28 protein-coding genes are annotated in these 26280 nt (G+C 69.6%); 16 read left to right on the forward strand and 12 right to left on the reverse strand.

Annotated elements, in window-relative coordinates; all coding sequences use genetic code 11:
- Window positions 1–79: 79 nt before the first annotated feature.
- Together ABZW60_RS04350 and ABZW60_RS04355 are read right to left on the reverse strand one after the other, a co-directional pair.
- Window positions 80–1405 carry an ABC transporter substrate-binding protein gene (locus tag ABZW60_RS04350; RefSeq protein ID WP_355473905.1) on the reverse strand — a complete coding sequence of 442 codons (1326 nt, stop codon included), beginning with the start codon at window positions 1403–1405 and terminating at the stop codon, window positions 80–82.
- Between the two features lie 338 nt (window positions 1406–1743).
- A complete protein-coding gene (locus tag ABZW60_RS04355; protein ID WP_355473907.1) occupies window positions 1744–2163 on the reverse strand; it encodes a cobalamin B12-binding domain-containing protein in 420 nt (139 codons plus the stop codon).
- Between the two features lie 132 nt (window positions 2164–2295).
- Here ABZW60_RS04355 and ABZW60_RS04360 point away from each other — a divergent pair, with 132 nt between their 5' ends.
- The 4 genes from ABZW60_RS04360 to ABZW60_RS04375 all read left to right on the forward strand — a co-directional run bounded on the left by ABZW60_RS04360 (window position 2296) and on the right by ABZW60_RS04375 (window position 6070).
- Window positions 2296–3147: an alpha/beta fold hydrolase gene (locus tag ABZW60_RS04360; RefSeq protein WP_355473909.1), complete on the forward strand. Its 852-nt coding sequence runs from the start codon at window positions 2296–2298 to the stop codon at window positions 3145–3147.
- Window positions 3148–3484: 337 nt separating this feature from the next.
- Window positions 3485–4246, forward strand: coding sequence for a M23 family metallopeptidase (locus ABZW60_RS04365; protein WP_355473911.1), 762 nt, complete (start codon window positions 3485–3487; stop codon window positions 4244–4246).
- Window positions 4247–4271: 25 nt separating this feature from the next.
- A complete protein-coding gene (locus ABZW60_RS04370) occupies window positions 4272–4790 on the forward strand; it encodes a DUF6886 family protein (RefSeq protein WP_355473912.1) in 519 nt (172 codons plus the stop codon).
- Window positions 4787–6070: a lanthionine synthetase LanC family protein gene (locus ABZW60_RS04375; RefSeq protein WP_355473914.1), complete on the forward strand. Its 1284-nt coding sequence runs from the start codon at window positions 4787–4789 to the stop codon at window positions 6068–6070. The genes ABZW60_RS04370 and ABZW60_RS04375 overlap by 4 nt, the downstream gene beginning before the upstream one ends.
- Here the strand turns inward: ABZW60_RS04375 and ABZW60_RS04380 are convergent.
- From ABZW60_RS04380 to pcrA, 4 genes are all read right to left on the reverse strand, one after another.
- On the reverse strand, window positions 6060–7040 hold the full coding sequence (locus tag ABZW60_RS04380) for an NAD(P)-dependent alcohol dehydrogenase (RefSeq protein WP_355473916.1): 981 nt from the start codon (window positions 7038–7040) through the stop codon (window positions 6060–6062). The genes ABZW60_RS04375 and ABZW60_RS04380 overlap by 11 nt on opposite strands.
- 115 nt (window positions 7041–7155) lie before the next feature.
- A complete protein-coding gene (locus ABZW60_RS04385; RefSeq protein WP_355473918.1) occupies window positions 7156–7830 on the reverse strand; it encodes a TetR/AcrR family transcriptional regulator C-terminal domain-containing protein in 675 nt (224 codons plus the stop codon).
- Window positions 7831–7875: 45 nt separating this feature from the next.
- Complete coding sequence (locus ABZW60_RS04390) at window positions 7876–8436, reverse strand: hypothetical protein (protein ID WP_355473920.1); 561 nt, start codon at window positions 8434–8436, stop codon at window positions 7876–7878.
- An 85-nt stretch (window positions 8437–8521) separates the two neighbouring features.
- On the reverse strand, window positions 8522–10840 hold the full coding sequence (pcrA, locus tag ABZW60_RS04395; RefSeq protein WP_355473922.1) for a DNA helicase PcrA: 2319 nt from the start codon (window positions 10838–10840) through the stop codon (window positions 8522–8524).
- A gap of 82 nt (window positions 10841–10922) precedes the next feature.
- On the opposite strand from pcrA, the gene ABZW60_RS04400 reads away from it, so the two are divergent.
- Entirely contained in the window at window positions 10923–11888 is a 966-nt protein-coding gene (locus tag ABZW60_RS04400; RefSeq protein ID WP_355473924.1) for a phospholipase, read from the forward strand.
- Here the strand turns inward: ABZW60_RS04400 and ABZW60_RS04405 are convergent.
- Window positions 11885–12241 (reverse strand): hypothetical protein, encoded by a 357-nt coding sequence (locus ABZW60_RS04405; protein ID WP_355473926.1) that lies wholly within the window; start codon window positions 12239–12241, stop codon window positions 11885–11887. The two genes, ABZW60_RS04400 and ABZW60_RS04405, sit on opposite strands and share 4 nt — an antisense overlap.
- A 97-nt stretch (window positions 12242–12338) precedes the next feature.
- On the opposite strand from ABZW60_RS04405, the gene ABZW60_RS04410 reads away from it, so the two are divergent.
- Together ABZW60_RS04410 and ABZW60_RS04415 are read left to right on the forward strand one after the other, a co-directional pair.
- Window positions 12339–12935, forward strand: a complete 597-nt coding sequence (locus tag ABZW60_RS04410; RefSeq protein WP_355473928.1) for an ATP-dependent Clp protease proteolytic subunit — start codon at window positions 12339–12341, stop codon at window positions 12933–12935.
- Entirely contained in the window at window positions 12932–13540 is a 609-nt protein-coding gene (locus tag ABZW60_RS04415; RefSeq protein WP_355473930.1) for an ATP-dependent Clp protease proteolytic subunit, read from the forward strand. The genes ABZW60_RS04410 and ABZW60_RS04415 overlap by 4 nt, the downstream gene beginning before the upstream one ends.
- Here ABZW60_RS04415 and ABZW60_RS04420 read toward each other — a convergent pair.
- A complete protein-coding gene (locus ABZW60_RS04420; RefSeq protein WP_355473932.1) occupies window positions 13537–14610 on the reverse strand; it encodes a serine hydrolase domain-containing protein in 1074 nt (357 codons plus the stop codon). The genes ABZW60_RS04415 and ABZW60_RS04420 overlap by 4 nt on opposite strands.
- 43 nt (window positions 14611–14653) lie before the next feature.
- On the opposite strand from ABZW60_RS04420, the gene ABZW60_RS04425 reads away from it, so the two are divergent.
- Both ABZW60_RS04425 and ABZW60_RS04430 read left to right on the forward strand, forming a co-directional pair.
- Window positions 14654–15379 carry a PIG-L deacetylase family protein gene (locus ABZW60_RS04425; RefSeq protein WP_355473934.1) on the forward strand — a complete coding sequence of 242 codons (726 nt, stop codon included), beginning with the start codon at window positions 14654–14656 and terminating at the stop codon, window positions 15377–15379.
- 41 nt (window positions 15380–15420) lie between these two features.
- Window positions 15421–16149, forward strand: a complete 729-nt coding sequence (locus ABZW60_RS04430; protein WP_355473936.1) for an alpha/beta hydrolase — start codon at window positions 15421–15423, stop codon at window positions 16147–16149.
- Window positions 16150–16263: 114 nt separating this feature from the next.
- Here ABZW60_RS04430 and ABZW60_RS04435 read toward each other — a convergent pair whose 3' ends face one another.
- Window positions 16264–17586, reverse strand: a complete 1323-nt coding sequence (locus tag ABZW60_RS04435; protein WP_355473938.1) for a C1 family peptidase — start codon at window positions 17584–17586, stop codon at window positions 16264–16266.
- Between the two features lie 135 nt (window positions 17587–17721).
- On the opposite strand from ABZW60_RS04435, the gene rpsR reads away from it, so the two are divergent.
- Entirely contained in the window at window positions 17722–17964 is a 243-nt protein-coding gene (gene rpsR, locus ABZW60_RS04440) for a 30S ribosomal protein S18 (protein WP_355473940.1), read from the forward strand.
- A gap of 435 nt (window positions 17965–18399) precedes the next feature.
- Here rpsR and ABZW60_RS04445 read toward each other — a convergent pair whose 3' ends face one another.
- The 3 genes from ABZW60_RS04445 to ABZW60_RS04455 form a co-directional block, all read right to left on the reverse strand.
- Entirely contained in the window at window positions 18400–18840 is a 441-nt protein-coding gene (locus ABZW60_RS04445) for a PH domain-containing protein (protein WP_355473942.1), read from the reverse strand.
- A gap of 288 nt (window positions 18841–19128) precedes the next feature.
- Window positions 19129–19770 carry a response regulator transcription factor gene (locus ABZW60_RS04450; protein ID WP_355473944.1) on the reverse strand — a complete coding sequence of 214 codons (642 nt, stop codon included), beginning with the start codon at window positions 19768–19770 and terminating at the stop codon, window positions 19129–19131.
- Window positions 19767–21275, reverse strand: coding sequence for a PspC domain-containing protein (locus ABZW60_RS04455; RefSeq protein WP_355473945.1), 1509 nt, complete (start codon window positions 21273–21275; stop codon window positions 19767–19769). Before ABZW60_RS04455 ends, ABZW60_RS04450 begins: the two co-directional genes overlap by 4 nt.
- A 181-nt stretch (window positions 21276–21456) precedes the next feature.
- Here ABZW60_RS04455 and ABZW60_RS04460 point away from each other — a divergent pair, with 181 nt between their 5' ends.
- The 6 genes from ABZW60_RS04460 (at window position 21457) to ABZW60_RS04485 (ending at window position 26263) form a co-directional block, all read left to right on the forward strand.
- Window positions 21457–22776 (forward strand): PspC domain-containing protein, encoded by a 1320-nt coding sequence (locus ABZW60_RS04460; RefSeq protein ID WP_355473947.1) that lies wholly within the window; start codon window positions 21457–21459, stop codon window positions 22774–22776.
- A complete protein-coding gene (locus ABZW60_RS04465; protein WP_355473949.1) occupies window positions 22773–22964 on the forward strand; it encodes a hypothetical protein in 192 nt (63 codons plus the stop codon). Before ABZW60_RS04460 ends, ABZW60_RS04465 begins: the two co-directional genes overlap by 4 nt.
- A gap of 159 nt (window positions 22965–23123) precedes the next feature.
- Window positions 23124–24272 (forward strand): Cmx/CmrA family chloramphenicol efflux MFS transporter, encoded by a 1149-nt coding sequence (locus ABZW60_RS04470; RefSeq protein ID WP_355473951.1) that lies wholly within the window; start codon window positions 23124–23126, stop codon window positions 24270–24272.
- A 27-nt stretch (window positions 24273–24299) separates the two neighbouring features.
- Window positions 24300–24500, forward strand: a complete 201-nt coding sequence (locus tag ABZW60_RS04475; RefSeq protein ID WP_350278708.1) for a cold shock domain-containing protein — start codon at window positions 24300–24302, stop codon at window positions 24498–24500.
- A gap of 57 nt (window positions 24501–24557) precedes the next feature.
- Window positions 24558–25706 carry an L-histidine N(alpha)-methyltransferase gene (locus tag ABZW60_RS04480; RefSeq protein ID WP_355473953.1) on the forward strand — a complete coding sequence of 383 codons (1149 nt, stop codon included), beginning with the start codon at window positions 24558–24560 and terminating at the stop codon, window positions 25704–25706.
- Window positions 25703–26263, forward strand: coding sequence for a hypothetical protein (locus tag ABZW60_RS04485; RefSeq protein ID WP_355473955.1), 561 nt, complete (start codon window positions 25703–25705; stop codon window positions 26261–26263). Before ABZW60_RS04480 ends, ABZW60_RS04485 begins: the two co-directional genes overlap by 4 nt.
- The last annotated feature ends 17 nt before the right edge of the window (window positions 26264–26280 follow it).

Below are 26280 nucleotides of genomic sequence, written 5' to 3' on the forward strand. Positions count from 1 at the left end.
CCGGCCGGAGCCGGGGCAGGGACTGGCCGGGGCCGGTGCGTGGTCATAACCTCCCCACACACCGGCCCCGGCACGACGGTCATTGCGTGATGAGCGATTCGAGCTTGGTCTGCAGGCCGGACAATGCCTGGTCCGACGTCTGCTTGCCGTTCAGCGCGTCGTAGGCCGCCTGCTGGATCGCGGCCGTGACGTCGCCGTACTTGACCACCCGCGGGCGCGGCTGCGCACCGAGGATCGACGCCTTCAGCGGCGCCAGGTACGGGAACTGCTTGTTCAGCGCCGCGTCGTCGTACAGCGACTGCCAGGTCGGCGCCTGCGACGTCTTCTCGATGTTCGCCTTCTGGCGCTCCTCGCTCGCCATGAAGTTGATGAAGTCGATCGCGGTCGCCTTGTTCTTCGCGAACGAGCTGATCGCGTAGTCGTGACCACCCAGCGAGGAGACACCGGCGCCGGACTTGCCCGGCAGCGGCGCGACCGCGAACTTACCGGCGATCTTCGACGAGCCGTCGGTCTTGTTCGCCAGCGAGTAGACGTACGGCCAGTTGCGCAGGAAGAGCAGCTTGCCGTCCTGGAAGGCGCGGCGGCTCTCCTCTTCCTTGTAGGTGATCGCGGCCTTCGGGATGGCGCCGGTCTTGAAGCCGTTCACCAGCTCGTCGAGGCCGGCCTTGGCCTCCGGGGTGTTGACGTTCGGCTTGCCGTCCTTGCCGACGACCTCGCCGCCGGCCGAGTTGACGGCCTCGGAGAAGTTCACCGTCAGGCCCTCGTACTTCTCGAACTGGCCCGAGTAGCAGCTCATGCCCTTGCCCTCGGGCAGCGCGGCCACCTTCTGGCAGGCGGCGAGCATCTCGTCCCAGGTCTTCGGGGCCTCCGCGATACCGGCCTTGGTCAGCAGGTCCTTGCGGTAGTAGAGCAGACCACCGTCGGAGGTGACCGGCACGCCGTACAGCTTGTCGCGGTACTTCGCGGTCTCCACCGTCGCCGGGATCAGCTTGCCCAGGTCGGGCACCTTGTCCTCGGGGATCTGGGTGATCCACTGGTTCGCGGCGAACTCCGACGTCCACACGACGTCCATGTTCAGCACGCTGAACGCGTCGGACTGCGCCTGCGCGTTCTGCACCATCTGCTGGCGCTGTGCGTCGGCGTCCTCGGGCAGCTCCTTCAGCTCCACCTTCTCGTTCGGGTGCGAAGCGTTCCAGGCGTTGAGCTGGTTCTGCAGGTTTCCGGACGTGTCCTTGCCGGTGGCGAAGGTGATCGGTCCCCGGCCCTCGAGCGCTCCGGCCGAGTCGCTGCCCCCGCCGCTGCTGCTTCCGTCGTCGCCACTACCACACGCGGTGGCGAGCAGCGCGATGCTGCTTGCGACGGCGACGAAAGCCGTCCTGCGTGCGTGTGATCGTTCAAACCTCATCGTTTACCTGCCCTCTCCCGATTGGGACATCGCTTGGGTCCTGCGTCAGCAGGTCGCAGACCCCCACCGCGCTGCGATCCGCCCTGTCCGGACAGTAACCGAGAACGGGCCGATGTGTTCTGAGCCACACACAACCCGGCTTGACGGTCTCTGAAACGGACAGCCGCATGGCTGTATGCGACCGCGTTTGGGAAGCCCGCACAACCGGGTATTTCTTAACGATTCGGTATTACCGATTAGTAACCTGACTGAAGCGGGCAGGACTGTTCAGAACGACTCCGGGCAGTCGTCATCACGCTCCGGAGTGATGCGGAGTCAGGCCCAGGGTCAGAGCGAGGTCACGCCGAGGTCGCGGACGCGTCGCCGACGTTGCTGCGGACCCAGTCGACGATTTCGGTGGTCGTCGCGCCCGGAGTGAAGATCTTGTGCACCCCGAGCTCGGCCAGCGGCTGCAGGTCGGCGTCCGGGATGATGCCGCCGCCGAACACCACGATGTCCTCGGCGTCCCGCTCGGTCAGCAGCTCGCGGACGCGCTTGAACAGGGTCATGTGCGCGCCGGACAGCACCGACAGCCCGATGGCGTCGGCGTCCTCGGCGATCGCGGTCTCGACGATCTGTTCCGGCGTCTGGTGCAGACCGGTGTAGATGACCTCCATGCCGGCGTCCCGCAGGGCGCGGGCGACGACCTTGGCACCGCGGTCGTGACCGTCCAGACCGGGCTTGGCGACGACGACGCGCAACGGACTCGTAGCAGGCATGGGGGCAGGCTAACCGCTGGCGTTCCTCACGGATAAGACACGGAGGCGTGTGTTCCCCCACACGCGAGATGGGAACCGGTTACCTTGGAAGGGATCGGACCACCGGGGGGTCTGGTTTGGTGAGGAGTCGCCATGAGTTCGTGGCAGGACGACGTCCGCGGCGCGCTGGACGGACTCGCGTACGGCGCCCGCTCGGCCCTCTCGCCCAGCGTGCTGCAGGGTGCGGCGGTCGAGATCGGCTGGCTGACGACCCATCTCGCGATGTATCCGCTCGGCCTGGTCCGCGGTACGCCCGAGCTGCCGGCCCGGCTGAATCTCGCCGGACTCGGCCCGGCCCAGCGCGGCCTGCTGGTCAGCGACGTCCGCGCCGCCGGTACGCCGATCCTGCTGGCGCACGGGATCATCGACAACCACACGATCTTCGCGCTGATGCGCCGGCAGCTGGTCCGTCGCGGGTTCAGCAGCATCCACACGTTCTCGTACTCGCCGCTGACGCTGGACGTCCGCCGGACCGCCGAGCGGATGGGGCGGGAGATCGAGGCGATCTGCGAGGCGTCCGGGTCGGACCAGATCCACGTCGTCGGGCACAGCCTCGGCGGGCTGATCGCGCGGTACTACGTCCAGCGTCTGGGCGGGGACGCGCGCGTCCACACCTGCGTCACGCTCGGCACGCCGCACCAGGGCACGGTGGCGGCCAAGCTCCTGCCGTGGCCGCTGGTCAAGCAGGTCCGGCCGGACAGTGAGCTGATGGCGGAGCTGGACGAACCGGCGCCGGACTGCGACACCAGGTTCGTCGCGTTCTACAGCGACGTGGACCAGCTGATCGTGCCGCAGCGCAGGGCCCGGATCAGTCACCCGGACCTGACGGCGAGTAATGTCCGGGTGCACGGCGTGGGCCACCTGTCCTTGCCGTTCCACGGCGAGGTCGTGCACCGCATCACCGGCGTACTGGCCCACTTGGACGAAGAACCCAAAACTGCCTGATCAGGAAGCTTTCTGGGCGCTCGCGGCCGATGCACGTGCAGCGGCTCATGCAAAAGTTTCGTGAAGGAGCCGCGGAAAAGTGGGTGGCGGGGTTTGTCACCCCGTGACCCTTCCGTTATGGTCTGTGAGTCCTCCCGGGGAATAAACCCTCCGGGGGCTGCAAGAGAAGCTTCAAGCCCCTCCCCTGTGACCGAAAGGCCACGTTGTGTCCCAGCACCGTGCCGCGGGAGACCGCGTCACGCCCGGCAATGCTGCGCGCAAGTCCGGCGCAGGACGTCAGAGTGCAAAACATCGCGTTGCCAGGCGTAATACCCCCAGCAGTTCCCAGATCGTCGGATTGACCGCCGCGCTCGCCGCGGCAGCCGGAGCTGTCGGCTTCAGTCACAGCTCGCTGGCGTCGCCGACCCAGGCCAACTCCGCGGTGAACCTGGCCGCGCTCAGCCTGGACAGTGGGCAGCAGCTGTCCGGTATCACCACGGCACGCATCCAGGCGCGCCAGCTCGCCACCCGTGACTCCTCCCGGGTCCAGCTGGCCGACACGACCACCACCAAGAAGCAGTCCGCCGCAGCGAAGCTGGCGCAGGCCCGGGCGGTGAAGCTCAGCGCCACCCAGGCCCTGACCGCCAAGCGGGCGAGCGCACTGGCCGCCGCGAAGGCAAAGACCGAGGCTGCCGAGCAGAAGCTCCGCGAGTCGGCCACCCGCTGCGAGATGATGATCTCCGGCTACCACATCACCGCGACGTTCGGGCAGGGCGGCAGCCGCTGGGCCCGCAACCACACCGGCACCGACTTCGCCGCCCCGATCGGCACCCGGATCGGGTCCGTGATGAAGGGCGTGGTGATCTTCGCCGACTGGGCCGGGCCGTACGGTCGTCAGGTCCAGGTCCGGCACGAGGACGGCACCGTCACCTGGTACAACCACATGTCGAAGTTCAGCGTCGAGGTCGGCGAGACCGTGTACGCCGGCGACGAGGTCGGCCGGGTCGGCATGACCGGGAACACCACCGGCCCGCACCTGCACTTCGAGGTCCGGCCGGGCGGCGGCGAGCCGATCAACCCGATGCCGTGGCTGCGCAACCACTGCGGTCTGAACCCGTAACGACGTCCTGACTAAGCTGCGGGACATGCGTCCGGCAGTTGGTGAGGTTCTGCACTTCTCCGAAGATCCGACGATCGAGATCTTCCGGCCTTACGTCGCCAGGACCGGCGACACGATCACCCCGTTCGTCTGGGCCGTCGGCCACGACCGGGCCCCCGACTACTGGTTCCCGCGGCAATGCCCGCGTGCGATGGCCTGGGTCGGGCCGAACACCACTCCCGAGGACCGCGACCGGATCATCGGCGCCGGCTCCGGCACCCGCGTGCACGCCGTCGAGTACGGCTGGCTGGACGCGATCCGATCGGTCGAGCTGTACGCGTACCGCCTGCCCGCCGCCGACTTCGTCGAGCACGACGCCGCGGTCGTCGCCCGCGTCGACGTCCGGCCGCTCGGTCCGGCGGAGCGCGTCGGCGACCTGTTCGCGCTGCACGAGGAGGCCGGGATCCAGTTGCGGGTCCTGCGGCGGCTGCACGACTTCTGGGCCGCGGTCACCACCAGCACTCTCGAGTGGAGCGGCATCCGGCTCCGCAACGCCCAGCCATGACGTACGGCGAAGTCGCCGAGCGGGCCTGGGCCTGGGTGCTGGGCCAGGTCCGGTGGGGCGACAGCGGCCCGTGGATCCCAGAGTCCGGCGGCAGCGACAAGCCCGACAAGTACCCGGACGGGATGCACAGCGGCATCGGCGGGCTCGCCCACGCGCTGGCCGAGATCCGTCTGGTGCGCGAATGGACCGAGGCCGAGCAGCACCTGGCCGCCGCGATCGCGGACCGCATCCGTACGGCGATCCCGGCCACCACCACGACGACCTTCTTCGACGGACTCGTCAGCTCGATCGGCGTCCTCACCGCGCTGGACGAGCCTGGCACCGCTGCGGCGCTGGCGCGACTCGAGTCCTTGGCCACCGGCAACGGCTGGCGGGAGAGCTTCCTCGACGACCCGCGGTACGCGCCCGGTGCTGTCGGCAACGATGTGACCCTCGGGACCGGCTCGGTCCTGCTCGGCGCCCTGTGGGCGATCCGCCGGGGTGACGATGCCTCGGCGCTGGCGGGCCGGGCCGCGGACCTGCTGGTCGGTGAGCGGGAGGAGCTGCCGACCGGGCTCAACTGGCAGTTCGTGTCCCGCCGGTTCCGCAGCGACGAGCCGACCGAGATGCCGAACTTCTCGCACGGGCTCGCGGGGATCGCGGCGGTGCTCGCCCTGGCCGGGGCCGAGCTCGACCGGCCGGAGCTCGTGGACGCGGCGCGCCGCGGGGCCGAGCATCTGGTGACGATCGGGATCACCGACGAGCGTGGCTTCCGGGTGCCGCGGGTGATTCCGTGGGCGGAGCGGCACGGCGACGAGTTCACCTTCAACTGGTGCCACGGTGGCGCCGGGACCGCGTTGACGTTCAGCGCCCTCGAGCATGCCGGCGTACCGCGGATCGCGGGCGAGACGCCGCGGACGTGGCGGCGCCGGTGCCTGGACGGTGTGCGGTACTCCGGTATCCCCGAGCGCCTCCATCCGGGATTCTGGGACAACGACGGTCGCTGCTGCGGTACGACGGGGGTCGGCGACGCGTTCCTGGACGCGTGGCATCGCGACGGCGAGCAGCAGGACCTGGAGTTCGCCGTACGGATGGGTGACACGCTGCTCGACCACGCCTCCCCGGAGGGGTACTGGCGGTTCGTCGAGCACCGCAACGAGGATCCGCTGCTGCCGCCGGGCGTGGGCTGGCTGCAGGGCGCGGCCGGGATCGCGGCGTACCTGTTCCGGCTGCAGCGGGTGCTCGACGGCGACCAGCGGAGCGTGGAGCGGATGGAGAACTGGTGGGCCTTCAGACCGTGATCACGACCTTGCCGCGGACGTGGCCGGATTCGACGTACCGGATCGCCTCCGCGGCGGCCGAGAGCGGGTAGGTCCGGTCCACGACCGGGGTGAGCTTGCCGGCCTCGGCGTACTCCCGCAGCGTCGTCAGGTTGGCCTTGCTGGGGACGGCGTTGAACATCACGACCCGCTGCGGCACGAACGGCGCCGACAGCTGCCCGCGGATCATCAGCCCGAGCGGGCCGAACACGCTGCCGCCGCCGTACAGCCCGCCACCGGACAGGACCAGCGTGCCGCGGCGGACGAGTGCTCGCCGCAGGGCAGTGAACGACCTGTTGCCGACCAGGTCGAGGACGACGTCGTACCGCCGCTCGCGAAGGCTGAAATCCGCCGCCGTGTAGTCGACGACGTCGTCGGCACCGAGCGATCGGACCAGCTCGACGTTCCGCGTGCTGCAGACCGCTGTGACCGTGGCACCGAGGGCCTTGGCGATCTGGACCGCGAACGTGCCGACACCACCGGCCGCGCCGTTGATCAGCACCTGCTGGCCCGGCTGGACCCTCGCGGTGTCGCGGAGACCCATCAACGCGGTGTTCGCCGCGAGCGGTATCGCGGCCGCCTCCTCGAAGCCGAGGTTGACCGGCTTCACCGCGACCCGGTCCTGCGGTACGGCGACGTACTCCGCGAAGGCCCGCGGCGCCTCGCCGTACACCTCGGCTCCGATCTCCACGCCGGCCACGTCCGGGCCGACCGCTTCCACCCCGCCGGCGAAGTCCGTGCCGCGGATCGTGACGTTCGGCCGCCGCAGGCCGAGGTCGGCGGACGGGCGGGCGATGTACGGGTCGCCGCGGAGCACATGCCAGTCGCGGGCGTTGACCGACGCGGCGTGGACCCGCACCAGAACCTCGCCGGGGGCCGGCTCGGGCTTGTCGACGTCGGCGAACTCCAGGACGTCGGGTGATCCGTACTCGTGCTGAACGATGGCCTTCATCCCGCTCCCCTTACAGCGTAAGTCTCCCTTACGACGTAAGGCTGCCTTACGCCGTAAGGGAGGTCAAGGGCTCGGGCTTGGTCAAGAGCCCGGCTTGGTCAAGAGCCCGGCTTGGTCAGCGGCGCCGGGCGAGACCGTCGAGCAGCAGGTCGAGGGCGAACTCGAACTCGGCCTGGTCGTCGCACCAGCCGATCGTGCTGCCGGGATCGTCATGGGCGATCTCGGTCATCATGCCGACCAGATGCGGGACCTGATCGGCCATGTCGCGCAGCATCCGCTCCGAGTTCGCACCGGCCCCTGCCGCCGGGTCGAACAGCTCCTGGGAGAAGCCGAGCGCCCTGCTGCCCAAGGCGTGCAGCGCGTGGTGGGCGAGGTCGTACGAGAATCCGCCGGCGCGCATCAGTCCGACCAACTGGTCGTGATACCGGACCACCGCGAGGCTCATGGTGGGCCGCGTCTCGAACAGCCGCGGCGCCCACGGGTGCTTCAGCATCACGTCCCGCGCCGACAGGATCCGGCGCCGCATCGCGGGCTGCCACGCGTCGTCCGGTACGGCGGTGCGCTCCACGAGCTCGTCGATCTCGGCCATCACCAGGTCGACCAGGCCGTCGAGCAGGTCGCCCTTGTTCGCGACGTGGTGGTAGAGCGACATCGCCTCGGCGCCGACCGCCTCGCCGAGGCGGCGCATCGTGACGGCCTCGAGCCCGTCGGCGTCGGCGATCGCGACCGCGGCCCGGAGCAGCAGCTCGCGACTCAGCGGCGCCCGCGGCTCGGAGTTCGGCTGTGCCACCGTGATGTCCCTTTCGACGCTGGGCTTACAGCGTAAGGGAACGGGTCAGCGCTGCCAGACCTCGGCCGTGGTCAGGAACGCGGACGAGCCGGGCTTGTCCGGCGAGCCGTCGACCTGGACGAAACCCGGGACCGACGCGCCGCCGATGGAGACCGTGGCCGAGCGGACCGGGGCGATCACCAGGCTGAGGCTGTGGTTGCCGTCGGCGAGCTGGAAGTTGTCGGTCGCGAACAGCCGGCGGTCGAGGACGCCGCCCATCTCGATCTGGATGTCCGCGGCCTTGGCGCTCAACCCGTCGGCGAGGTTCATCGAGACCTGCACCAGGTCCCGCTCGACGGCCGGCTCGTGCCACGGCAGGCCCTGCACCTCGAGGAACGAGCGGACGAAGTACGACTCCAGCCAGGCGGCCAGGTCGGGGTCCTCGGACACCACCCGGACGATCCCGTCGAACCACAGCACCACCGCCGTACCGGAGCCGCGGATCGACCAGTCGACCATCCAGATGGACGCGTACGCCGTGACCTTGCCCTTCTCGTCGAACAGCCGGAGGCCAGGATTCGCTCCCGCCAGGATGATCCGGCGGTTGCTGGCCGACGACTTGGACATGGGGGCGCGCTTCCGGGAGTGGGCCGAAGATCCTTGATTGTCTCAATCTCCGGGTCAGATGCAACGCAACGGTGCAAGAAGTTGACTAGATCTTCTCCACCGGAGCGTAACGGAGCAGTAACCGCTTGACGCCCTCGGAGCCGAAATCGATGTCTGCCTGCGCCTGCTGGCCCTCGCCGCGGACCACCACGACGGTGCCCATGCCGAAGCTGTCGTGCACCACCCGGTCGCCCGGGTTCAGGCTGATCACCGGCTTGTCGGACGCCGTCTTGCGGGCCGGCTCGTACCGGCTCGGGATCCCGCTCCCGCGGCTCGTCCCGGTGCCGGACCAGCGGGTGATCGCGGACTCGTCGCGGCGCCAGTCGAGCAACTCGGCCGGGATCTCCTCCAGGAACCGCGACGGCGGGTTGTGCTGGGGAGCGCCGTACGCCGAGCGGACCGCGGCGCGGGAGATCGCCAGGCGCTGCCGGGCCCGGGTGATGCCGACATACGCCAGCCGGCGCTCCTCCTCGAGCTCCTTCAGGTCGGTCAGCGACCGGGAGTGCGGGAAGACGCCGTCCTCCATACCGGTCAGGAACACCACCGGGAACTCCAGGCCCTTCGCGGTGTGCAGCGTCATCAGCGTGACCACGCCGCCGTCGTCGGCCGCGTCCGGGATCTGGTCGGCGTCGGCGACCAGCGCGACCCGCTCCAGGAACGCCTGCAGGTCGGCGGCCTCGCCGGCGGCGGTCCGCTCCTCGACGAACTCGCGCGCCACCGAGATGAACTCGTCCAGGTTCTCCAGGCGGGTCTCGTCCTGCGGGTCCGGGGACTTCTGCAGCGTCTCGTAGTAGCTCGAGCGGTGCAGCGCGACGTCGAGGATGTCGTCCGGCGGGGCGCCCGAGTCGACCATCGCGGTCAGCTCGTCGAGGATGTCGACGAACGCCTGGACCGCGTTCACCGAGCGCGACGCCATCGCCGGGGCGTCCTCGGCCCGGCGCATCGCCTGCGCGAACGAGATCCGGTCCCGCTGGGCGAGCGCCTCGATCGCGGCCTCGGCCCGGTCGCCGATCCCGCGCTTCGGCTCGTTCATGATCCGGCGCAGCGAGACGGTGTCCTCCGGGTTCACCAGCACCCGCAGGTAGGCGAGGGCGTCGCGGACCTCCTTGCGCTCGTAGAACCGGACGCCGCCGACCACCTTGTACGGATGGCCGGTGCGGATGAAGACCTCTTCGAACACCCGCGACTGCGCGTTGGTCCGGTAGAACACCGCGACGTCCGACGGCTTCACCCCGTCGGCGTCGGACAGCCGGTCGATCTCGTCGGCGACGAACTGCGCCTCGTCGTGCTCGTTGTCGGCGACATACACCGCGATCTGCTCGCCCTGGCCCTGGTCGGACCACAGGTTCTTCGCCTTGCGGCCCTCGTTGCGCGCGATCACCGCGTTCGCCGCGGACAGGATGGTCTGCGTGGAGCGGTAGTTCTGCTCCAGCAGGATCGTCTCGGCGCCGGTGAAGTCTTCCTCGAAGGCGAGGATGTTGCGGATCGTGGCGCCGCGGAACGCGTAGATCGACTGGTCCGAGTCACCCACCACCATCAGCTCCGCCGGCGGCGCGGTCGGGCCGTTGTAGTTCGGGTCGTCCTCGCCGCAGAGCTCACGGATCAGCGTGTACTGCGCGTGGTTGGTGTCCTGGTACTCGTCGACGAGCACGTGGCGGAAACGGCGGCGGTAGTACTCACGGACCTCGGGGAAGGCCTGCAGCAGGTTGACCGTGGTCATCAGCAGGTCGTCGAAGTCCAGCGCGTTCGCCTGGGCGAGGCGCTCCTGGTAGATCCGGTAGCACTCGGCATACGTCTGCTCGAGATGGTTCTCCGCCTTGGACGCGGCCGTCTCGTGGTCGACCAGCTCGTTCTTCTGGGCGCTGATCCAGTTCAGCACGGCGCGCGGGTTGTAGCGCTTGACGTCCAGGTCGAGCTCGCGGCAGACCAGCGTCATCAGCCGGCGCGAGTCGGTGTCGTCGTAGATCGAGAACGTCGAGTTGATCCCGAACCGCTTGATGTCGCGGCGGAGGATCCGGACACACGAGCTGTGGAACGTCGAGACCCACATCAGCTTCGCCCGCGGCCCGACCAGGTCGACGACACGCTCGCGCATCTCGGCGGCGGCCTTGTTGGTGAAGGTGATCGCCAGGATCGAGCCGGGGTGCGCGTCGCGGGCCGCCAGCAGGTAGGCGATCCGGCGGGTCAGCACCCGGGTCTTGCCCGACCCCGCACCGGCCACCACCAGCAGCGGCTTCCCGCCGTGCACCACGGCGGCGCGCTGCTGCGGGTTCAGCCCGTCGAGCAGCGCATCCGGGTCGGTCCGAGACGTCTTCGGCTCCTCCAGCGGCACTGGGAGCTCATCGGGCGAGAACAGCGTAGTCATCACCCAACACCTTAGGCGCTCCCGCCGACAGTTACCGAAAACCGGTTCGAACCGCGCGTCCGGGGCTGTCAGGATCAGCCTCATGGACGCCTCCGAGATGCGGTACGACGAGCTGGTGGACCGGGTCGAGGTCCTGTACAACGACCGGCAGTACCGCGCTGCCGTGGAGCTCGTGGACGCGGAGAGCGACGGGCTGGAGCCGTGGGCCGCCGAACTGGCCCACGTGAAGGCCTGCCTGCTCGGTGTATCCGGCGACGCCGCCGGGGCGCTGCAGGTCCTGCTCGAGGCGAGTGCGGCGGGAGGGTGGTGGCGGCCCACGATCCTCACCGAGGACGACGACCTGGCCGCGTTGCAGGACCGCCCCGAGTTCCAGGACCTCGTCAGGCTGTCGGAGTCCCGCGTCACCGACGACCCGGTTCCCCCGTTGGTCGTCCTCCCCGGTCAGACAGCGGAAGGGCCATCGCGGGAGCCGGTGGGAGTCGTGGTGGCGTTGCACGGCGCGGGCCAGACGGCCGGCCACGCCCTGCGAGATTGGAACGGGGTCCTGGACCTCGGCTACGCCCTCATCTGCGTGCAGTCGTCCAGCCGCATGTCACCGAACTACCGCACCTGGCCCGACCGCGACCAGGCTGCCGCCGACATCGCCGCAGCCCTCGCCGAGGCAGACACGACAACAGGCTTGCAGCTCGCCGGCACGAGCTCGCCGCCTGTCGGCGGCCAAGGCCGGGGGCCCGTGGTGGATGCGGGGAGGATGCCTGTGGTTGCGGCGGGCTTCTCCGCCGGCGGGCGGGCTGCTGTTGACTGGGGGCTCACCGGGCTGCCGAGGCCTGTGGCGGGGGTGCTTGCGATGGCTCCTGCGTTGCGGGAGTTGCCGGACGGCGGGATGCCGTTGTCTCCGGCAACGATCTGGATCGGGACCGGTGACGACCTGCTCGAGGTCGTCGACCGCGCGGCTGATCAGTTGGCCGGGTTCGCGATCGAGCGGATCCCGGGGCTCGGGCACACGTTCCCGGCCGACTTCGCGGAGCGGCTGTCGGCTGTGCTCTAGGACAGCTGCCGCGTGAGGTGCAGGACGACCGGCGTGGCGCTGCCCAGCCAGTGCATCTTCGCGTTGTGGTCGTCGTACGACGTGATCCGCAGCCCCGGGACACCCTCGATGGTGCCCTCGTAGTCCTTCGCGGCCAGGTGCGCGACGACCTCGGCGAGTTCAGGGCCGTCCATCCACTCGATGCGGGCAAGATCCGGCCGCGCCTGCCACATGTCGACCCACGCGGCCGGGTCCTCGGTGAACAGCGTCGTCCGCAGGGCCATCGAGACCGCACCGAGCAACGTCGCCGCCGGGGTCGCCGTCAGTTCCAGCAGTGCCCGTTCCTGCTCGGTCAGGTCCTCAGTCAGATTCACCCGCAGGAGATTGCCACACCCCCGGCTTTGCTCTGGGCAGACTTGCCGTCAGCAGAAAAGCTGGGATGCGCGCGCCGTCGCCGACACCCTTGAACACATGGCAGAAGACATGAAACCGCCGATGTTCAACGAGGCCGCCCGGCAGCGGTTGTTCGGGCAGCGGATCGTCGTACTGGACGGCGTGCTCGACGACGACAACGGGACCCTGCTCGCCAGCCAGATCATGTCGCTGGCGGCCGAGGACCCCGACACCGACATCGCGCTGTGGATCCACTCGCCCGGCGGTTCGGTGCCGTCGATGCTGGCGATCCGGGACATCATGCGGCTGGTGCCGTGCGACGTGTCGACGCTGGCGATCGGGCTGGCCTGCAGCGCCGGACAGTTCCTGCTCTCGGCCGGTACGCCCGGCAAGCGCTTCGCACTGCGGCACGCGCGCGTCCTGATGCACCAGGGCTCGGCCGGGATCGGCGGATCCGCGGTGGAGATCGAGATCCAGGCCAACGATCTGCGGCACATCCGCGACACCTTGCTCGGGCTGATCGCCGAGGACACCGGGCAGACGTTCGAGACCGTGCACGAGGACTCGCTGCACGACCACTGGTACACCGCGGAGCAGGCCCGCGAGTACGGCTTCATCGACCACATCGTCGACTCGTTCGACCAGGTCATGCCCCGACGGAAGGCGGCCGCATGAGCACCTACACGATCCCGAACGTGATTGCCCAGCATCCCCGCGGCGAGCGCATCATGGACGTCTACTCGCACCTGCTGACCGAGCGGATCATCTACCTCGGTACGGCGATCGACGCCGGTGTCGCGAACGCGCTGATCGCGCAACTGCTGCATCTGGAGGCGGACAACGCCGAGCGGGAGATCAGCCTGTACATCAACTGCGAGGGCGGTGACATGACCGCGATGCTCGCGATCTACGACACGATGCGGGTGATCCGCTCGCCGATCCAGACGTTCTGCGTCGGTCAGGCGATCTCGGCCGGCGCGGTCCTGCTGGCCGCCGGCTCTCCCGGTCGCCGCGCCATCCTGCCGCACGCGCGCGTCGTCCTGCACCAGCCGGCCGGCGGCGGCCGGGGCACGATCCCGGACATGATCCTGCAGGCCGACGAGGTGGTGCGGGTCCGCGGCCAGGTCGAGGAGATCCTCGCGCGGCACACCGGCCAGACGATCGAGCAGCTGCGACGCGACACCGACCGCGACCACGTGCTGACCGCGGAAGCGGCGAAGGCTTACGGGCTGGTCGACGAGGTGGTCGTCGAGCGGGAGCCGGCACCTGTGCTCGGCTAGGTCCCGGCGGCCTCGAGGATCTTGTCGGCGACGGCTGCGTGGTGGAGGAGATCCGGCTGCGGGCGGCCGACCCGGTTGGTCAGGTACGCGTAGGCGATCCGGCGATCCGGGTCGGCCCAGCCGATGCAGCAGTTGCTGCCGTTGTGGCCGAACGCCCGCGGGCTGCTGAGTGAGCCCAAGGACGACACCGCCCCCTCCATCCATCGCGGGCCGCCGAGCTGGAACCCCTGCGACCAGCGCACCGGCGCCCGCGCCACCGGGTCGTACTCCCCCTCGCTGCTCGGCTCGACCGCGAGCGCGAGCGACTCCGGCCGCAGCAGCCGGCCCTCCAGCAACGCCTGGTAGAACGCGGCCAGGTCCCGCGCGGTCGTCGACATACCAGCCGCCGGTACGACGGCCTCGCGCGTACTGCGCCGGTTCACGACGGACTGGATGAACGGCCCGAGCGGACCGGTCGCGCGGATCGGCACGTGCCGGCCCCAGAGGTCGGCGGGCAGGCCGAGGTAGGTGTCCTCGACGCCGAGCGGTTCGAGCACGTTGTGTCGCACCAGCTCGTCGATCGGCGTCCCGCTGCAGCGCCGCGCGACCTCGGCGAGGACGAACCCGAATGCCAGCGGGCTGTACGCGACGGTCCCGACCGGCCACCGCGGCGCGGTCTCCTCGATCCGCCGCAGCGAGCGGTTCCAGTCGGTCATCGCGCGGACCTCACCGACGTACGAGCCCGCGTTGGACAGGCCCGACCGGTGCCGCAGCACGTCGCGGACGGTGATCTCCCGCTTGCCGTTGTGCGCGAACTCCGGCCAGTACGCCGCGACCGCGTCGTCGAGGTGCAGCCGCCGGGATTCGACCAGCTGATGGATGACGACCGCGACATACGGCTTGCTCGCGGAGAAGAGCCAGAACAACGCGTTCGGTGAACACCCGAAGGAGCGGTCGACCACCGTCCGGCCGTCCCGGACCACGCACAGCTGCGCGACCGCGCCCCGGGCCTCGATCAGCTCGACCGCCTCCGTGAGCCGGCCGGGGTCGAGGCCGGCGTCCCGCGGGTCGCACGTGCCACCGAACTCCATGAATTCCACTGTGCCCACCCGGGCAAACAGTTAGTGTCGGGGCGTGACTGTGCCTGAGGCGGACCCGCGACCGGACAACGAGATCGAGCGTGTGCTGGTCGTCGTCGCGCATCCCGACGACATCGACTTCGGCGGCGCCGGCACGGTCGCGCTGTGGACCAAGGCGGGTATCGAGGTCCAGTACTGCATCGTCACCGACGGGCAGGCCGGCGGCTTCGAACCGGATCGGGACCGCGCCGGGATCCCCGCCGTACGACGGGCTGAGCAGACCACCGCGGCGCAGCACGTCGGCGTCAGCGAGCTGCACTTCCTCGGCTACCAGGACGGTTCGGTCGAGCCGACCGCACAGCTGGTCCGCGACATCAGCCGAGTGATCCGAACGGTGCGTCCGCAGCGGCTGCTCACCCAGTCGCCGGAGCGCTCGTGGAACCGGCTGCAGGTCTCCCACCCGGACCACCTGGCCGCGGCCGAGGCGACGGTCCGCGCGTTCTACCCCGCGGCCGGGAACCCGTACGCGTACCCGGACCTGGCCGAGGAAGCCTGGGACGTCGGCGAGCTGTGGATGATGGACCACCCGGTAGCGAACCACTACGTCGACATCACCGACACGTTCGACCAGAAGATGGCCGCGCTGATGTCGCACACCAGCCAGCACCGCGACCCCGACGGCCTCCGCGCCGGCATCCAGACCAACTTCGCGGCCGTCGCGCGGGGTGCCGGCTTCGCGGCCAACCACTACGCCGAGGCCTTCACCGTCGTCCGGGTCTAATCCGTTTGCCCGGCGACGGCTGCGGCCTGGAAGGTTCAGCCATGACGATTTCTCATCACGTGACCGGGGACGGCCCGGATCTGTTGCTGGTGCATGCGGGTGTGGCCGATTCCCGGATGTGGGCCCGGCAGGTGGAAGAGCTGAAGAGCAGCCGACGAGTGATCACGCTCGACCTGCGCGGGTACGGCGAGACGCCGCCGGCTCCGAAGTATTCCGACGCGGGCGACGTGCTCGCGCTGCTCGAGGAGCTCGGCGCGAAGGACGTGACGGCGGTCGGCGCGTCGTACGGCGGGTACGTCGTCCAGCAGGTCGCGACCCGTGCGCCGGAGCTGTTCTCGCGGCTGGTGCTGCTGTGCGCGCCGACCGACAACGTGCAGCCGGACGACGAGCTGCGAGCGTTGTGGGGCGAGGAGAACACGCTGCTGGAGGCCGGCGACGTCGACGGTGCGACCGATCTCACAGTGCGCCGCTGGATCGGCCCGGAGGCGGACGACGAGGCCCGCGAACTGCTCCGGGTCATGCAGAAGCGCGCGTACGACGTACAGCTCGCGGCCGGCGACGTGGACAACGAGGAGTGGCCCGTCGAGCCGGAGAAGATCACCGCACCGGTCCGCCTGATCACCGGCGCCCACGACTTCAAGTTCTTCACCGACAGCGCCGACTACCTCGCCGAACGCCTGCCGAACCCGCACCGCCTCCACCTCCCCTGGGCCGGCCACCTCCCCACCCTCGAGCGCCCCACCGAGGCCCTCCCCCTGATCACCGAGTGAGCGACCCGGCCTACCGCGGCCAGGGTCGGCCGCACGGTCGTCGGCTTGTCTGAGGCTGGTGAAACGGCGAAGGACCCCGGCCGTTGGGCGGGGTCCTTCGGGAACGACGGGTTGTCAGTCGGCCAGGGCGCCCATCGGGTCCCAGGCGGGGAGCACGATCGGCTCGTCGTCGAGGCGGGCCTGCAGCTCGGCCGGCAGCGCGGAGCGGCGTACGGCGACCTCGAACACGTGCTCGCCGAACCACGAGTCGTTCATGGTCCAGAAGCCGTTGTCGGCCTTCTCGTCACCCCAGCTGTTCTCGACCCGCCAGCGGCGCGGCTCGCCGTCCACGACGTCGACGCCGGTGAACAGCATCGCGTGCGTCATCAGCGTCTCGTGGTGCACCAGCCGCTCGGCCTTGTCCAGCGTGAAGTCGGTGTCGTACACCGAGCCGTAGTCGTACAGCTTGGCGTCCCAGAAGCCGAGGTCGGCGTTCATCTGCTTGCCGACGTCACACCCGAACCAGACCGGCTCGCCGCCGACGATCGCGTCCTGGGTGAGCTTCTTGATCAGGTCGATGTCGACATTCAGGTACACCACCGGCGGGGCGTCGATGACGTTGCCGAGGAAGTCGACGGTGAACGTCCGGCCGACCGGGCTGCTCGGGCGCGGGTCGTGCACGAGACAGACGTACTCGTCGACCGGGAGCTGCAGGTACGCCGCGGCGAACTCGGTCGGCGTCGTCCAGCCGTCGCGGTGGAAGCCCTTGTCGCTGTCCTTCCACTGCCACAGGAACTTCTGCGGCGGCGTCCCGAGGTGGATGCTCAGCACCCGGTGAACGGCGGTCAGGATCTCCCGCTTGCGCTCGCGGCGCGCCTCGTCGCCCTCGAGCGCCCGCAGGTCGCGCGCGCCCTGGCGGAGCAGCTTACGGAGGGTGTCGTTCATCTGCGCGGTCGCGGACGAGCTCTCGGTCTCCGGCATCGCACTCTTCGGCACCAGGCCGTGCTTGCGGACCAGCGCGACGAACATGTTCCACTGGCCGCCGTCACCGATCGGGTCGGACAGCAGGTGCGCGACGGTCCGGTCGTCGGCGTCGCGGTCCGCGGTCTCGATCATCGCCTCGAGGAAGAAGTTCGAGCGCTCGAACTTGTCCCAGAACAGCAGGTAGTTCTGGGAGAACTCGAAGTCCTTGACGCCGAGCTTCTCGGCCGCACCGACGCGGAGCAGGTTCAGCCCGGCGAACAGCCAGCAGCGGCCGCTCTTCTTCTGATTGGTGACCTTCCAGTCGTCCAGCAGATGGGACACCGAGTGGTCCATCGAGGTGACGATCTGGCGATCCAGGGCGATGCTGTTGACCGGCGTCTGCGTGACGGCGTTCTGCATCACCCGGTACTGCGGGTTCGACGCGAACTCCTTCTCGAAGAGCGCGAGCTGATCGGCTGTGAGATTCCGCTCCATAAGAGTCGACGGTATAACAGCCACCAAGCCCGGACCGCCGGAACGGAGTGGCGAATCCATGCCCTGGCCGAAACGCGCCACCCACGAACCCTTGCGCTACGCTAGTTGAAAACGACATTCAACAAAGGAGGCGTCATGCCCCGACGCCCGGCCCCGACCGGCAAGCGCAAGCCGAAGCAGAACCCGCTGGACCGCGACGGCATCACCTACATCGACTACAAGGACACCGCCCTCCTCCGCAAGTTCATCTCCGACCGCGGCAAGATCCGCTCCCGCCGCGTCACCGGCCTCACCGTCCAGCAACAAAAACAAATAGCCCGAGCCATCAAGAACGCCCGAGAAATGGCCCTCCTCCCCTACACCTCCTCCGGCCGGTAAGTCAGCCGCGGAGTCAGCTGTAGGTGGTGCTGGTCCGTACGGTCAGCCCAAGCCGGTACGACGCGCAGCCAGCCCAACGCCGTACGACGCGCAGCCAGCCCAACGCGGTGCTACGCGCGGCTCCTCCGTCGCCGTGCTACGCGCCGCTCCCACCCACCCCCGCGCTCCCGCGCGGAGTGCGCGCTTGCGCGCGGTGTCCGGCTACCGCCGGGGAGCTGCGGGCTGCCGCCCGCGATCGACCCCGCACGGCGCGCGGCTGTTCAACCTGGGCGGGCCGGCGCCCCTGTGCGCCCCGTCCCGCGGACTTCGGCGCCAACTGCCCTGCAAGGTCCAACGAAAAGGATCAGTTACGTCGGAGGCCGGACACCGGTTGGCCAGCTCGTGAGATCCCAGGCCGGAAGCTGCGCTTACATCGCGCACAAGGCGAACAGCGGTTCATGCAGGCCGTCCCGATTGCCGATTCTCCCAGTAGCGCGTGAGTGCATCCGTCTGCTTCTTGACGCGATAGTTGTCCTTCCCGATCGAGTAGCCGGCCAGCCACACAATCTCGTACTCGCGTTCGGCCGTCTCTACAGTCGGCACAGCTGTCCGGCCGAGAAGTGCGGCTCCGTCCTCGACTCGGACGTCCGTCACCAATGCCCACGGCACCTTGACATCCTTCAGGACGTTGCGTAGCACAAGAGCATCGTCCGTAGCGATGACGCCAACGCGTGCGAACCTCCACACCACCGCCAGGACGACGATGACGGAGACTGCCCACCGGACGACCAGGGGTACACGCGAGAACTGGTCGAACACTGAGAGCATCACCATCGCTGCGAGAATGCCGACAACTCCAGCGAGCCCGAATGCGAGGACGCGCGCTCTAAAGGTCAAACCGCCTCCATCGAACTCTCCGTGCCGAGCAGGATTCAAAGGACGAGTACCCGATCGCGGCGGTGCAGCGCAGACGCCTGGGCAGGCCTGCGCTTGGCGGGTGCAGCTTCACCTCACTCACCACCTGCACGCGGCGCCACGCAGTCGTTCGCGGGCGGCAGCCCGCAGCACCCGGCGGTAGCCGGGCACCGCGCGCCAGCGCGCACTCCGCGCGGGAGCGCGGGGGTGGGTGGGAGCGGCGCGTAGCACGGCGACGAAGGAGCCGCGCGTAGCACCGCGTTGGGCTGACTACACCAGGCGGCGGTCGGTGGCCCAGCGGGTTAGTTCGTGGCGGTTGGAGAGTTGGAGTTTGCGGAGGACCGAGGAGACGTGGGTTTCGACGGTCTTCACGGAGATGAACAGTTCGCGGGCGACTTCCTTGTACGCGTAGCCGCGCGCGATCAGCCGCAGTACCTCCCGCTCGCGCTGGGAGAGCCGGTCGAGGTCCTCGTCGACCGAGGCGATGTCGATGGCGCCGGAGAAGGCGTCCAGGACGAAGCCGGCCAGGCGGGGGGAGAAGACCGCGTCGCCGTCGGCGACGCGGTTGATGGCGTCGACGAGTTCGGTGCCGGAGATGTTCTTGGTGACGTACCCGCGGGCGCCGGCGCGGATCACGCCGATGACGTCCTCGGCGGCGTCGGACACCGACAGCGCCAGGAACTTGATGTCCGGGTGCCGCTGGTGCACCTGCTTCATCACCTCGGTCCCGCCGCCGCCGGGCAGGTGGACGTCGAGCAGGACGACGTCCGGCTCGGTGCCGACGATCGCCTTCACGGCGGTGTCGACGTCGGACCCCTCCCCGACGATGTCGACCGAGCTGCCGATCTCGCTGCGTACCCCGGCCCGGAACATGTCGTGATCGTCGACGACGACTACCCGCCTGCTGCTCATCTGTCCATCTCCAGTCGCACTTCGGTCCCTGTCTCCGGATCGGACCGCACCGTCGCGCGGCCGCCGTGCCGTTCCATCCTGCCCATCACACTGTGCCGCAAGCCGAGCCGGTCGTCGGGGACCTCGTCGACGTCGAATCCCTTGCCGCGGTCGCGGACGAACATCTCCACCCGGTCGCCGTCCACCTCGACGAACACGTCGATCTTCGCAGCCCCGGAGTGCTTCGCGGCGTTCACCATCGACTCGCGTGCGGCGCGGACCATCGACGCGAGCGGCTCGGTCAGGTCGCAGTCGCCGACCGTCACGACCTCGATCGGTACGCCGTGCGAGTCCTCGACCTCGGCCGCGGCCTGCTTGGCGGCGCCCGCGATCGTCTGGTCGGCGTCGTGCTCCTCGTCGTACAGCCACGACCGCAGTTCGCGTTCCTGGGAGCGCGCCAGCCGGGCCACGGCCTTCGGGTCGTCGGCCTGTTTCTGGATCAGCGCGAGCGTCTGCAGTACCGAGTCGTGCAGGTGCGCGGCCATGTCGGCGCGTTCCTGCGAGCGGACCCGCTCGGCGCGCTCGGAGTTCAGGTCGCGGGTCAGCCGGTGCACCCACGGCCCGGCGATGACGCCGATGCCGACCACGGCGAGCAGCAGCGCGATCAGGACGTCGCCGACCATCGAGAGCCGGCCGTTCTGCACCAGGAACAAGGTGACCGCGGTGCCGATCAGGACCAGTCCGACGCCGATCCGGACGAGCGACTTCCAGCCGCCCTTGCCGAGCACCAGCCCGAGGATCGGGACCCGGACGTCGCGCGCCCACTTGTCCTTCTGGCTCTCGTCGGCCTGCCGCCAGATCAGTGCCAGACCGGTCGCGGCGAACACCAGCGGCCAGAAGAGCTTCCCGGCGATCCCGAGCCCGGCGACCTGCAGCAGGATCAGCAGCCCGGCGCCGATGGCCACCAGCGCGGGCAGCTGCCCGCGGCTCTTCTCCCGTTTGCGCTGCTTGGCCTCGGCGACCGGCGGTGCCGGTTCGTCGGAGCGCAGCCCGCTGCGCGTGTGCGCGGCCAGGCCGGGCGCGGCCGGTACCGTCTCGGGCGCCAGCGGCATCAGGAACCACAGCGCCGCGTAGATCAGGATGCCGAAGCCGCCGGACACCGTGGTCGCGATCAGCACCAGCCGTACGACGGTGTCCGACACGCCGAGGTGGTCAGCGATGCCGCCGGCCACACCGGCGACGACGCGTCCTTCCGTACGGCGGTACGCCCGCCGCGGCGGAGCATCCGCCGTACGCGGGGACGCCGGCTGCCCCGGAGGAAGGCTGTATCCCGGGCTCGACGCGGCGCCTGCCTGCGCACCCATCCGGGCGGCGTAGGCGGCGTACGGGCCCTGGTACTGGCCCGCGGGGCCTTGCGGTCCCCAGCCTTTGTAGCGCCACTGGTCCTGGGCCTGCCCAGGCGTAGGCTCGGGCTGGCCCTCGTTGCTGGAGGTACCGCCCGGCGGCGCGGCTGCTGGCTGGCTCATCACCACGATCGTCACATGTGGACCGGCCCGACACCAGCAGGCTTGTCCCCGGCCGCCTCCTCAGCGCGCGCCCGCGCGACTCAGGGTCGGCTAGGGGAGAACCCCCAAATCGGGCCTCTCCGGGAGCGGTCAGGGTGCATCCCCGATGCCCACGGCGAACTCTGGTGTGAGTATCGATGACATGGAGCAGAACCAGAGTGGACCCGCCGGGTTCGACCGCGACCGCCTGCAGAACCCCCAGAGCTGGCGGCGCAGCAGGTCGGACCGCTGGGTCGCGGGTGTCTGCGGCGGTATCGGCCGGGCGCTGAACATCGACCCCGTGCTGGTCCGCGTGGTGATGGCCGTGCTGATCATCAGCGGCCCGGGCGTGATCTTCTACATCGCCGCCTGGGTGCTGATGCCCGACGAGGGCAGTGACCGCTCCGCGGCGCAGGGCGTGCTCGGTGACCGGCTCCGGACCGACCACCCGTGGTTCTGGCCGGTGGCGGTCGGGGCCTGCGTGTTCATCGCGATCGCGATGATGTCGTCGTTCAACTTCGGGCGGTTCGTCCCCGGCCCGCTCATCGTGGTCGGTGTCATCTGGCTGATCGCGAAGCAGCGCAAGAGCAACAGGAGCACCAGCGACAAGCAGCCGCAGCGCCCCCAGGACACGGTGCCGCCGGCGTCCTCGGCGTCCTCGCCGTACGCCGGTCCGCAGCCGACCACGGCGTACGCGCCTCCGCAGACCGGCCCGTCAGTTCCCCCGGCGGGCCCGTCGTCCTCGGCCACACAGCGACCCCAGGACCGCACCGTCGAACCGGTCCAGGCTGTGTGGACCGAGGACGACCCTCTCGGCCTGTACGTCGACGAGCCGGCCGGCCCGTCGAACTACAGGCCGGCTACGAGCAAGCCCGCCGAGCCGCCCGCGAAGGGCATGCGCGGCGTCAAGTCGATCGTCGTCGTCCTGACCGGCCTCGCGATCGGCATCGCCGCGCTGGCGGGCGCGTCCACGGCGACCATGCTGGTCATCGGCCTGGCAACGCTCGGCGGCGGCATGCTGCTCGGCGGGTTCGTCGGCCGCACACTGGCCCTGCTGCCGCTCGGCATCCTGCTGGCCGCGGGCGCCATCGCGAGCACGGTGTTCCCGGACGTGCCGCGCAACTTCGCCGACACCAACTACGTCGCGCCGGCCAGCCAGACGATCACCGCGACCGGCACCAGCTACCAGTTCGACGCCGGGTCGGTGAAGCTGGACCTGACCCAGGCCAAATTCGGTCCGGGCGCCAAGGTCGACGTGCACGGCGGCGTCGGCGAGGTGATCGTGAGGCTGCCGGCGGACGTCGACGTGCAGGGCGCTTTGTCGACCGAGATGGGAGACGTCGCCTTCCTCGACCAGCACCAGGGCGGCCATAATGCCGAACTGAAGCTCAACGACCTCGGCGCCGACGGCAAGGCCGGCCCGTCGCAGGTCACCCTGGACCTGGACCTCAGGCTGGGCAGTATCAAGGTGGAGCGCGGATGAGCCAGCAACCCCGCAAGTCCCGGCCGGATGTGCCCGGCGTGGTGGCCGGCACGGTTCTGAGCGGCGCTGCCACGATCTGGATGCTCACCGACAACGGCGTCCTGCAGACCGACGACCTTGGCGTCACCAGCGCCCTGCTGCTGGTCACGGCCGGGCTGCTGGGCCTGGCCGCGTCGCGTCGCGCCTGACCCGGCCTAACTCGGTGGCGCGACGCGCGCAGCTTCTCTAGGCTCCACGGCGTGACCAGCCCGGAGGCGGACAGACCGTAACCGCCGGCCGTTCCGTGTGACCTACCGGAACCGCCGGAGACGACTCATGCCGTCCTCCACTGGTTACGGAGCCTCTCCATGCCTTTTGCGCTGCCTTTCGTGCTGTATCTGCTCGGTCTGGCCGTTTTCGCCCAGGCAACCTCCGAATTCATGCTGTCCGGGCTCGGCCCGGACATCGCCCGCGACCTGGGCGTCTCGATCCCGGCCACCGGCTGGCTGACGTCCGGGTTCGCGCTCGGCATGGTCGTCGGCGCCCCGGCGATCGCCGTTCTCGGCGCCCGCTGGCCGCGCCGGCGGACGCTGCTGCTGACGTTGACCGTCTTCCTCGCCGTCCACGTCGTCGGCGCGCTGACCAGCGACTTCACCGTCCTGCTCGGTACCCGGATCCTCGCGGCCCTCGCGAACGCGGGCTTCCTGGCCGTCGCCCTGGCCACCGTCGCGGGCCTCGTCCCGCCGGACGCGAAGGGCCGCGCGACCTCCGCGCTGCTCGGCGGTACGACGCTCGCGTGCATCGTCGGCGTACCGGCCGGGGCCGTGCTCGGCCGGTACCTCGGCTGGCGGTCCGCGTTCTGGGCGGTCGCGATCGTCTCGCTCCCGGCGCTGCTCGGGATCCTGCGCTCGGTCCCGGACCGTGTCGTCGGCCCTGCCGTACCGGCCCGGTTCCGGGTGCGGCCGCGGCTCGCCGTACTGCTGTTGCTCGGGGCCCTCGTCAACGGCGCGACGTTCTGCTCGTTCACGTACCTGTCGCCGGTGCTCACCGAGGTCACCGGGCTCGGGGTGGGCTGGGTGCCGCTGATGCTCGCGCTGTTCGGGCTCGGCTCCTTCGCGGGCGTGACGGTCGCGGGCCGGTACGCCGACCGCCGCGACGACCGGCTCGTACTTGTTGCCGGTGGCATCCTGCTCCTCGGCTGGTGCACGTTCGCGCTCACCGCGGCGTACGTCGTACCCACGGTGGTGCTGGTGCTGCTGCAGGGCGCGTTGTCGTTCGCGGTCGGCTCGACGCTGATCGCCTACAGCTTGTACGCCGGCAGCGGGACGCCCGTCCTGACCGGCGGGCTGGCCACCGCCGCGCTGAACGTCGGCGCCGCCGCCGGACCGCTGCTCGGCGGCGTCGCGATCGGGTCGGCGGGCTTCCGCGGACCGCTCTGGGGCAGCGTGGCACTCGTAGGTGCGGCACTGTTCGTGAGCGGCTCCATTAAGCTTGTAGATCGCGAGGGGCCCGGGTGAAGCGGGTCCCGTGGTCAAGGAGTTCCGATGGTGCGCGGCACCGTGAAGTGGTTCAACGCCGACAAGGGCTACGGCTTTCTGGCCGTCGACGGGCAGGACGACGTGTTCGTGCACTGGAGCAAGATCGTGTCCGACGGGTACAAGACGCTCGAGGACGGCCAGCACGTCGAGTTCCAGATCGTCGACGGGCCGAAGGGCCGCGAGGCCGACGCGGTCACCCCGATCTGACCGGCACGCACCGTCGGCAACCGGTAACCTGACGTCTCATCGTGTGAGGGGTGAGACGTGACTGAGCCGGTACCCGTGATCCGGAAGCTCGAGCATGCGCTGGCCGACGACGACTTCGCGTGGTCGTTGGTCCTGACCGGCGAGGACCAGACGGACAAGCTCGCGACGCTGACCGGTGACCTGCGCGGGCCGTTCTCGACGACCGGCGACGGCAAGCAGATCACCTCCGGCTTCTCGTACTGGGGTATCGGCCCGACGATCGCCTGGGCGAACGCGACCAACGACCCGTTCTACCTGGTCATGAAGGCCGGCGCGGAGTCGTTCCTGCGGCACTGGCGCAAGGTCCGGCCGCATGTCGAGAACGGCGGCTTCCACGTGGTCAGCCTCGGCGTCGGCACCGGTGTGAAGGACCGGACGATCCTCAGCGACATGCGCCGGCAGAACCGGAACATGTACTACATCCCGGTCGACATGAGCTCGGAGATGTTGCGGATGGGCACCCAGCCCGCCCGCGACGCCCGGTTCCCGGTGGCCCAGGTGCTGCCGGTCCAGCTGGACTTCTCGATCGCCGACAACATGGACGAGCTGGCACAGATGCTGGCCCGGCTGGTCGGCGACGAGCCGATCCTGTTCACGCTGACCGGCAACACCCTGGCCAACTTCGAGAGCGACGAGGAGCTCCTCGAAACCCTCACCCGCGGGCTGCGACCGCAGGACCGGCTGCTGCTCGAGGTGGCCAGTACGACGCGACTCGACCAGGAGAGCGCCGACGCGGCCGCGGACGAGTACCACCAGACCCGCGCGTTCGCGGAGTTCGTCACCAGCACCCTGCGGTACAACACCGATCTCAAGATCAACAACGAGCTGGTCAAGTTCGTCGGCGAGGTCGAGGACGACGACGCCCTGCTGGTGAAGATCTTCTGGCAGAACGACACCGGTGAGGAGATCCGGATGGAGCTGCCGGACCACACCGAGGTGGTGCTGCCGATCGGTGACACGATCCGGCTCTACACCACCCGCAAGTACTCCACGACCCGGCTCAAGCGGCTCACCGAGGCCTGCAGGCTGACGCCGGTCGAGGCGATCCAGTCGCAGTTCCGGTACGCCCGCCGCCCGAACCCGTTCGGCCTGGAGCTGCTGCTGCTCGCACCGGAGGCGGCCGGCGAGGGCGCCCGCAGCCTCGCCGACGACATCTGGGCGACATGAGGCGGACCGTCGTCAGTCTGGTGACGTACGGTCTCCTCGCACTCGCTTTCGTTCTCGGGGTCCTGTGGTTCTTCTGGCCGGAGGGCTCACGCTGGGAGCCGGCGGTCAACTCGCTCACGCTGGTGGCCGGCCTGACCGGCATCTTCGTCGAGCGGCTGACGGCCGAGGCGGAACGCCGTACCGAGGTCCTGCGGGCCGTCGCGGACGAGCTGCAGGAGAACACCCGGCTGCTGAACGACGAGCGGTTCTCGCCCGACGCCCCGACCACCCGGCAGGTGTACCCGCGGCTCGTGGTGTCCGCGGTCGATCTCGCGCTGGTGTCCGGTGCGCTCGGCCTGCGCCGCGACGCCGAGCTCGTCGGGCAGCTGCACCGGTGGCGGGACACCGTGCACCTGTTCAACCGGCGGCTCGACCTGACCGAGATCAGCACGTTCTCGAACACCATCTCACCGGCCGAGCTGGCCGCCTTCCACCGCGCGCTGCACCGCGAGAACAGCTACTTCGCGGCCACCCGCGAGAAGCTCGAGAAACTGCTCGGCGCGCTCCCCAAGCTTTAACGGCGGGGGCCGTAACC

It is taken from the genome of Kribbella sp. NPDC003557 (assembly GCF_040610805.1).
Lineage (GTDB): Bacteria > Actinomycetota > Actinomycetes > Propionibacteriales > Kribbellaceae > Kribbella.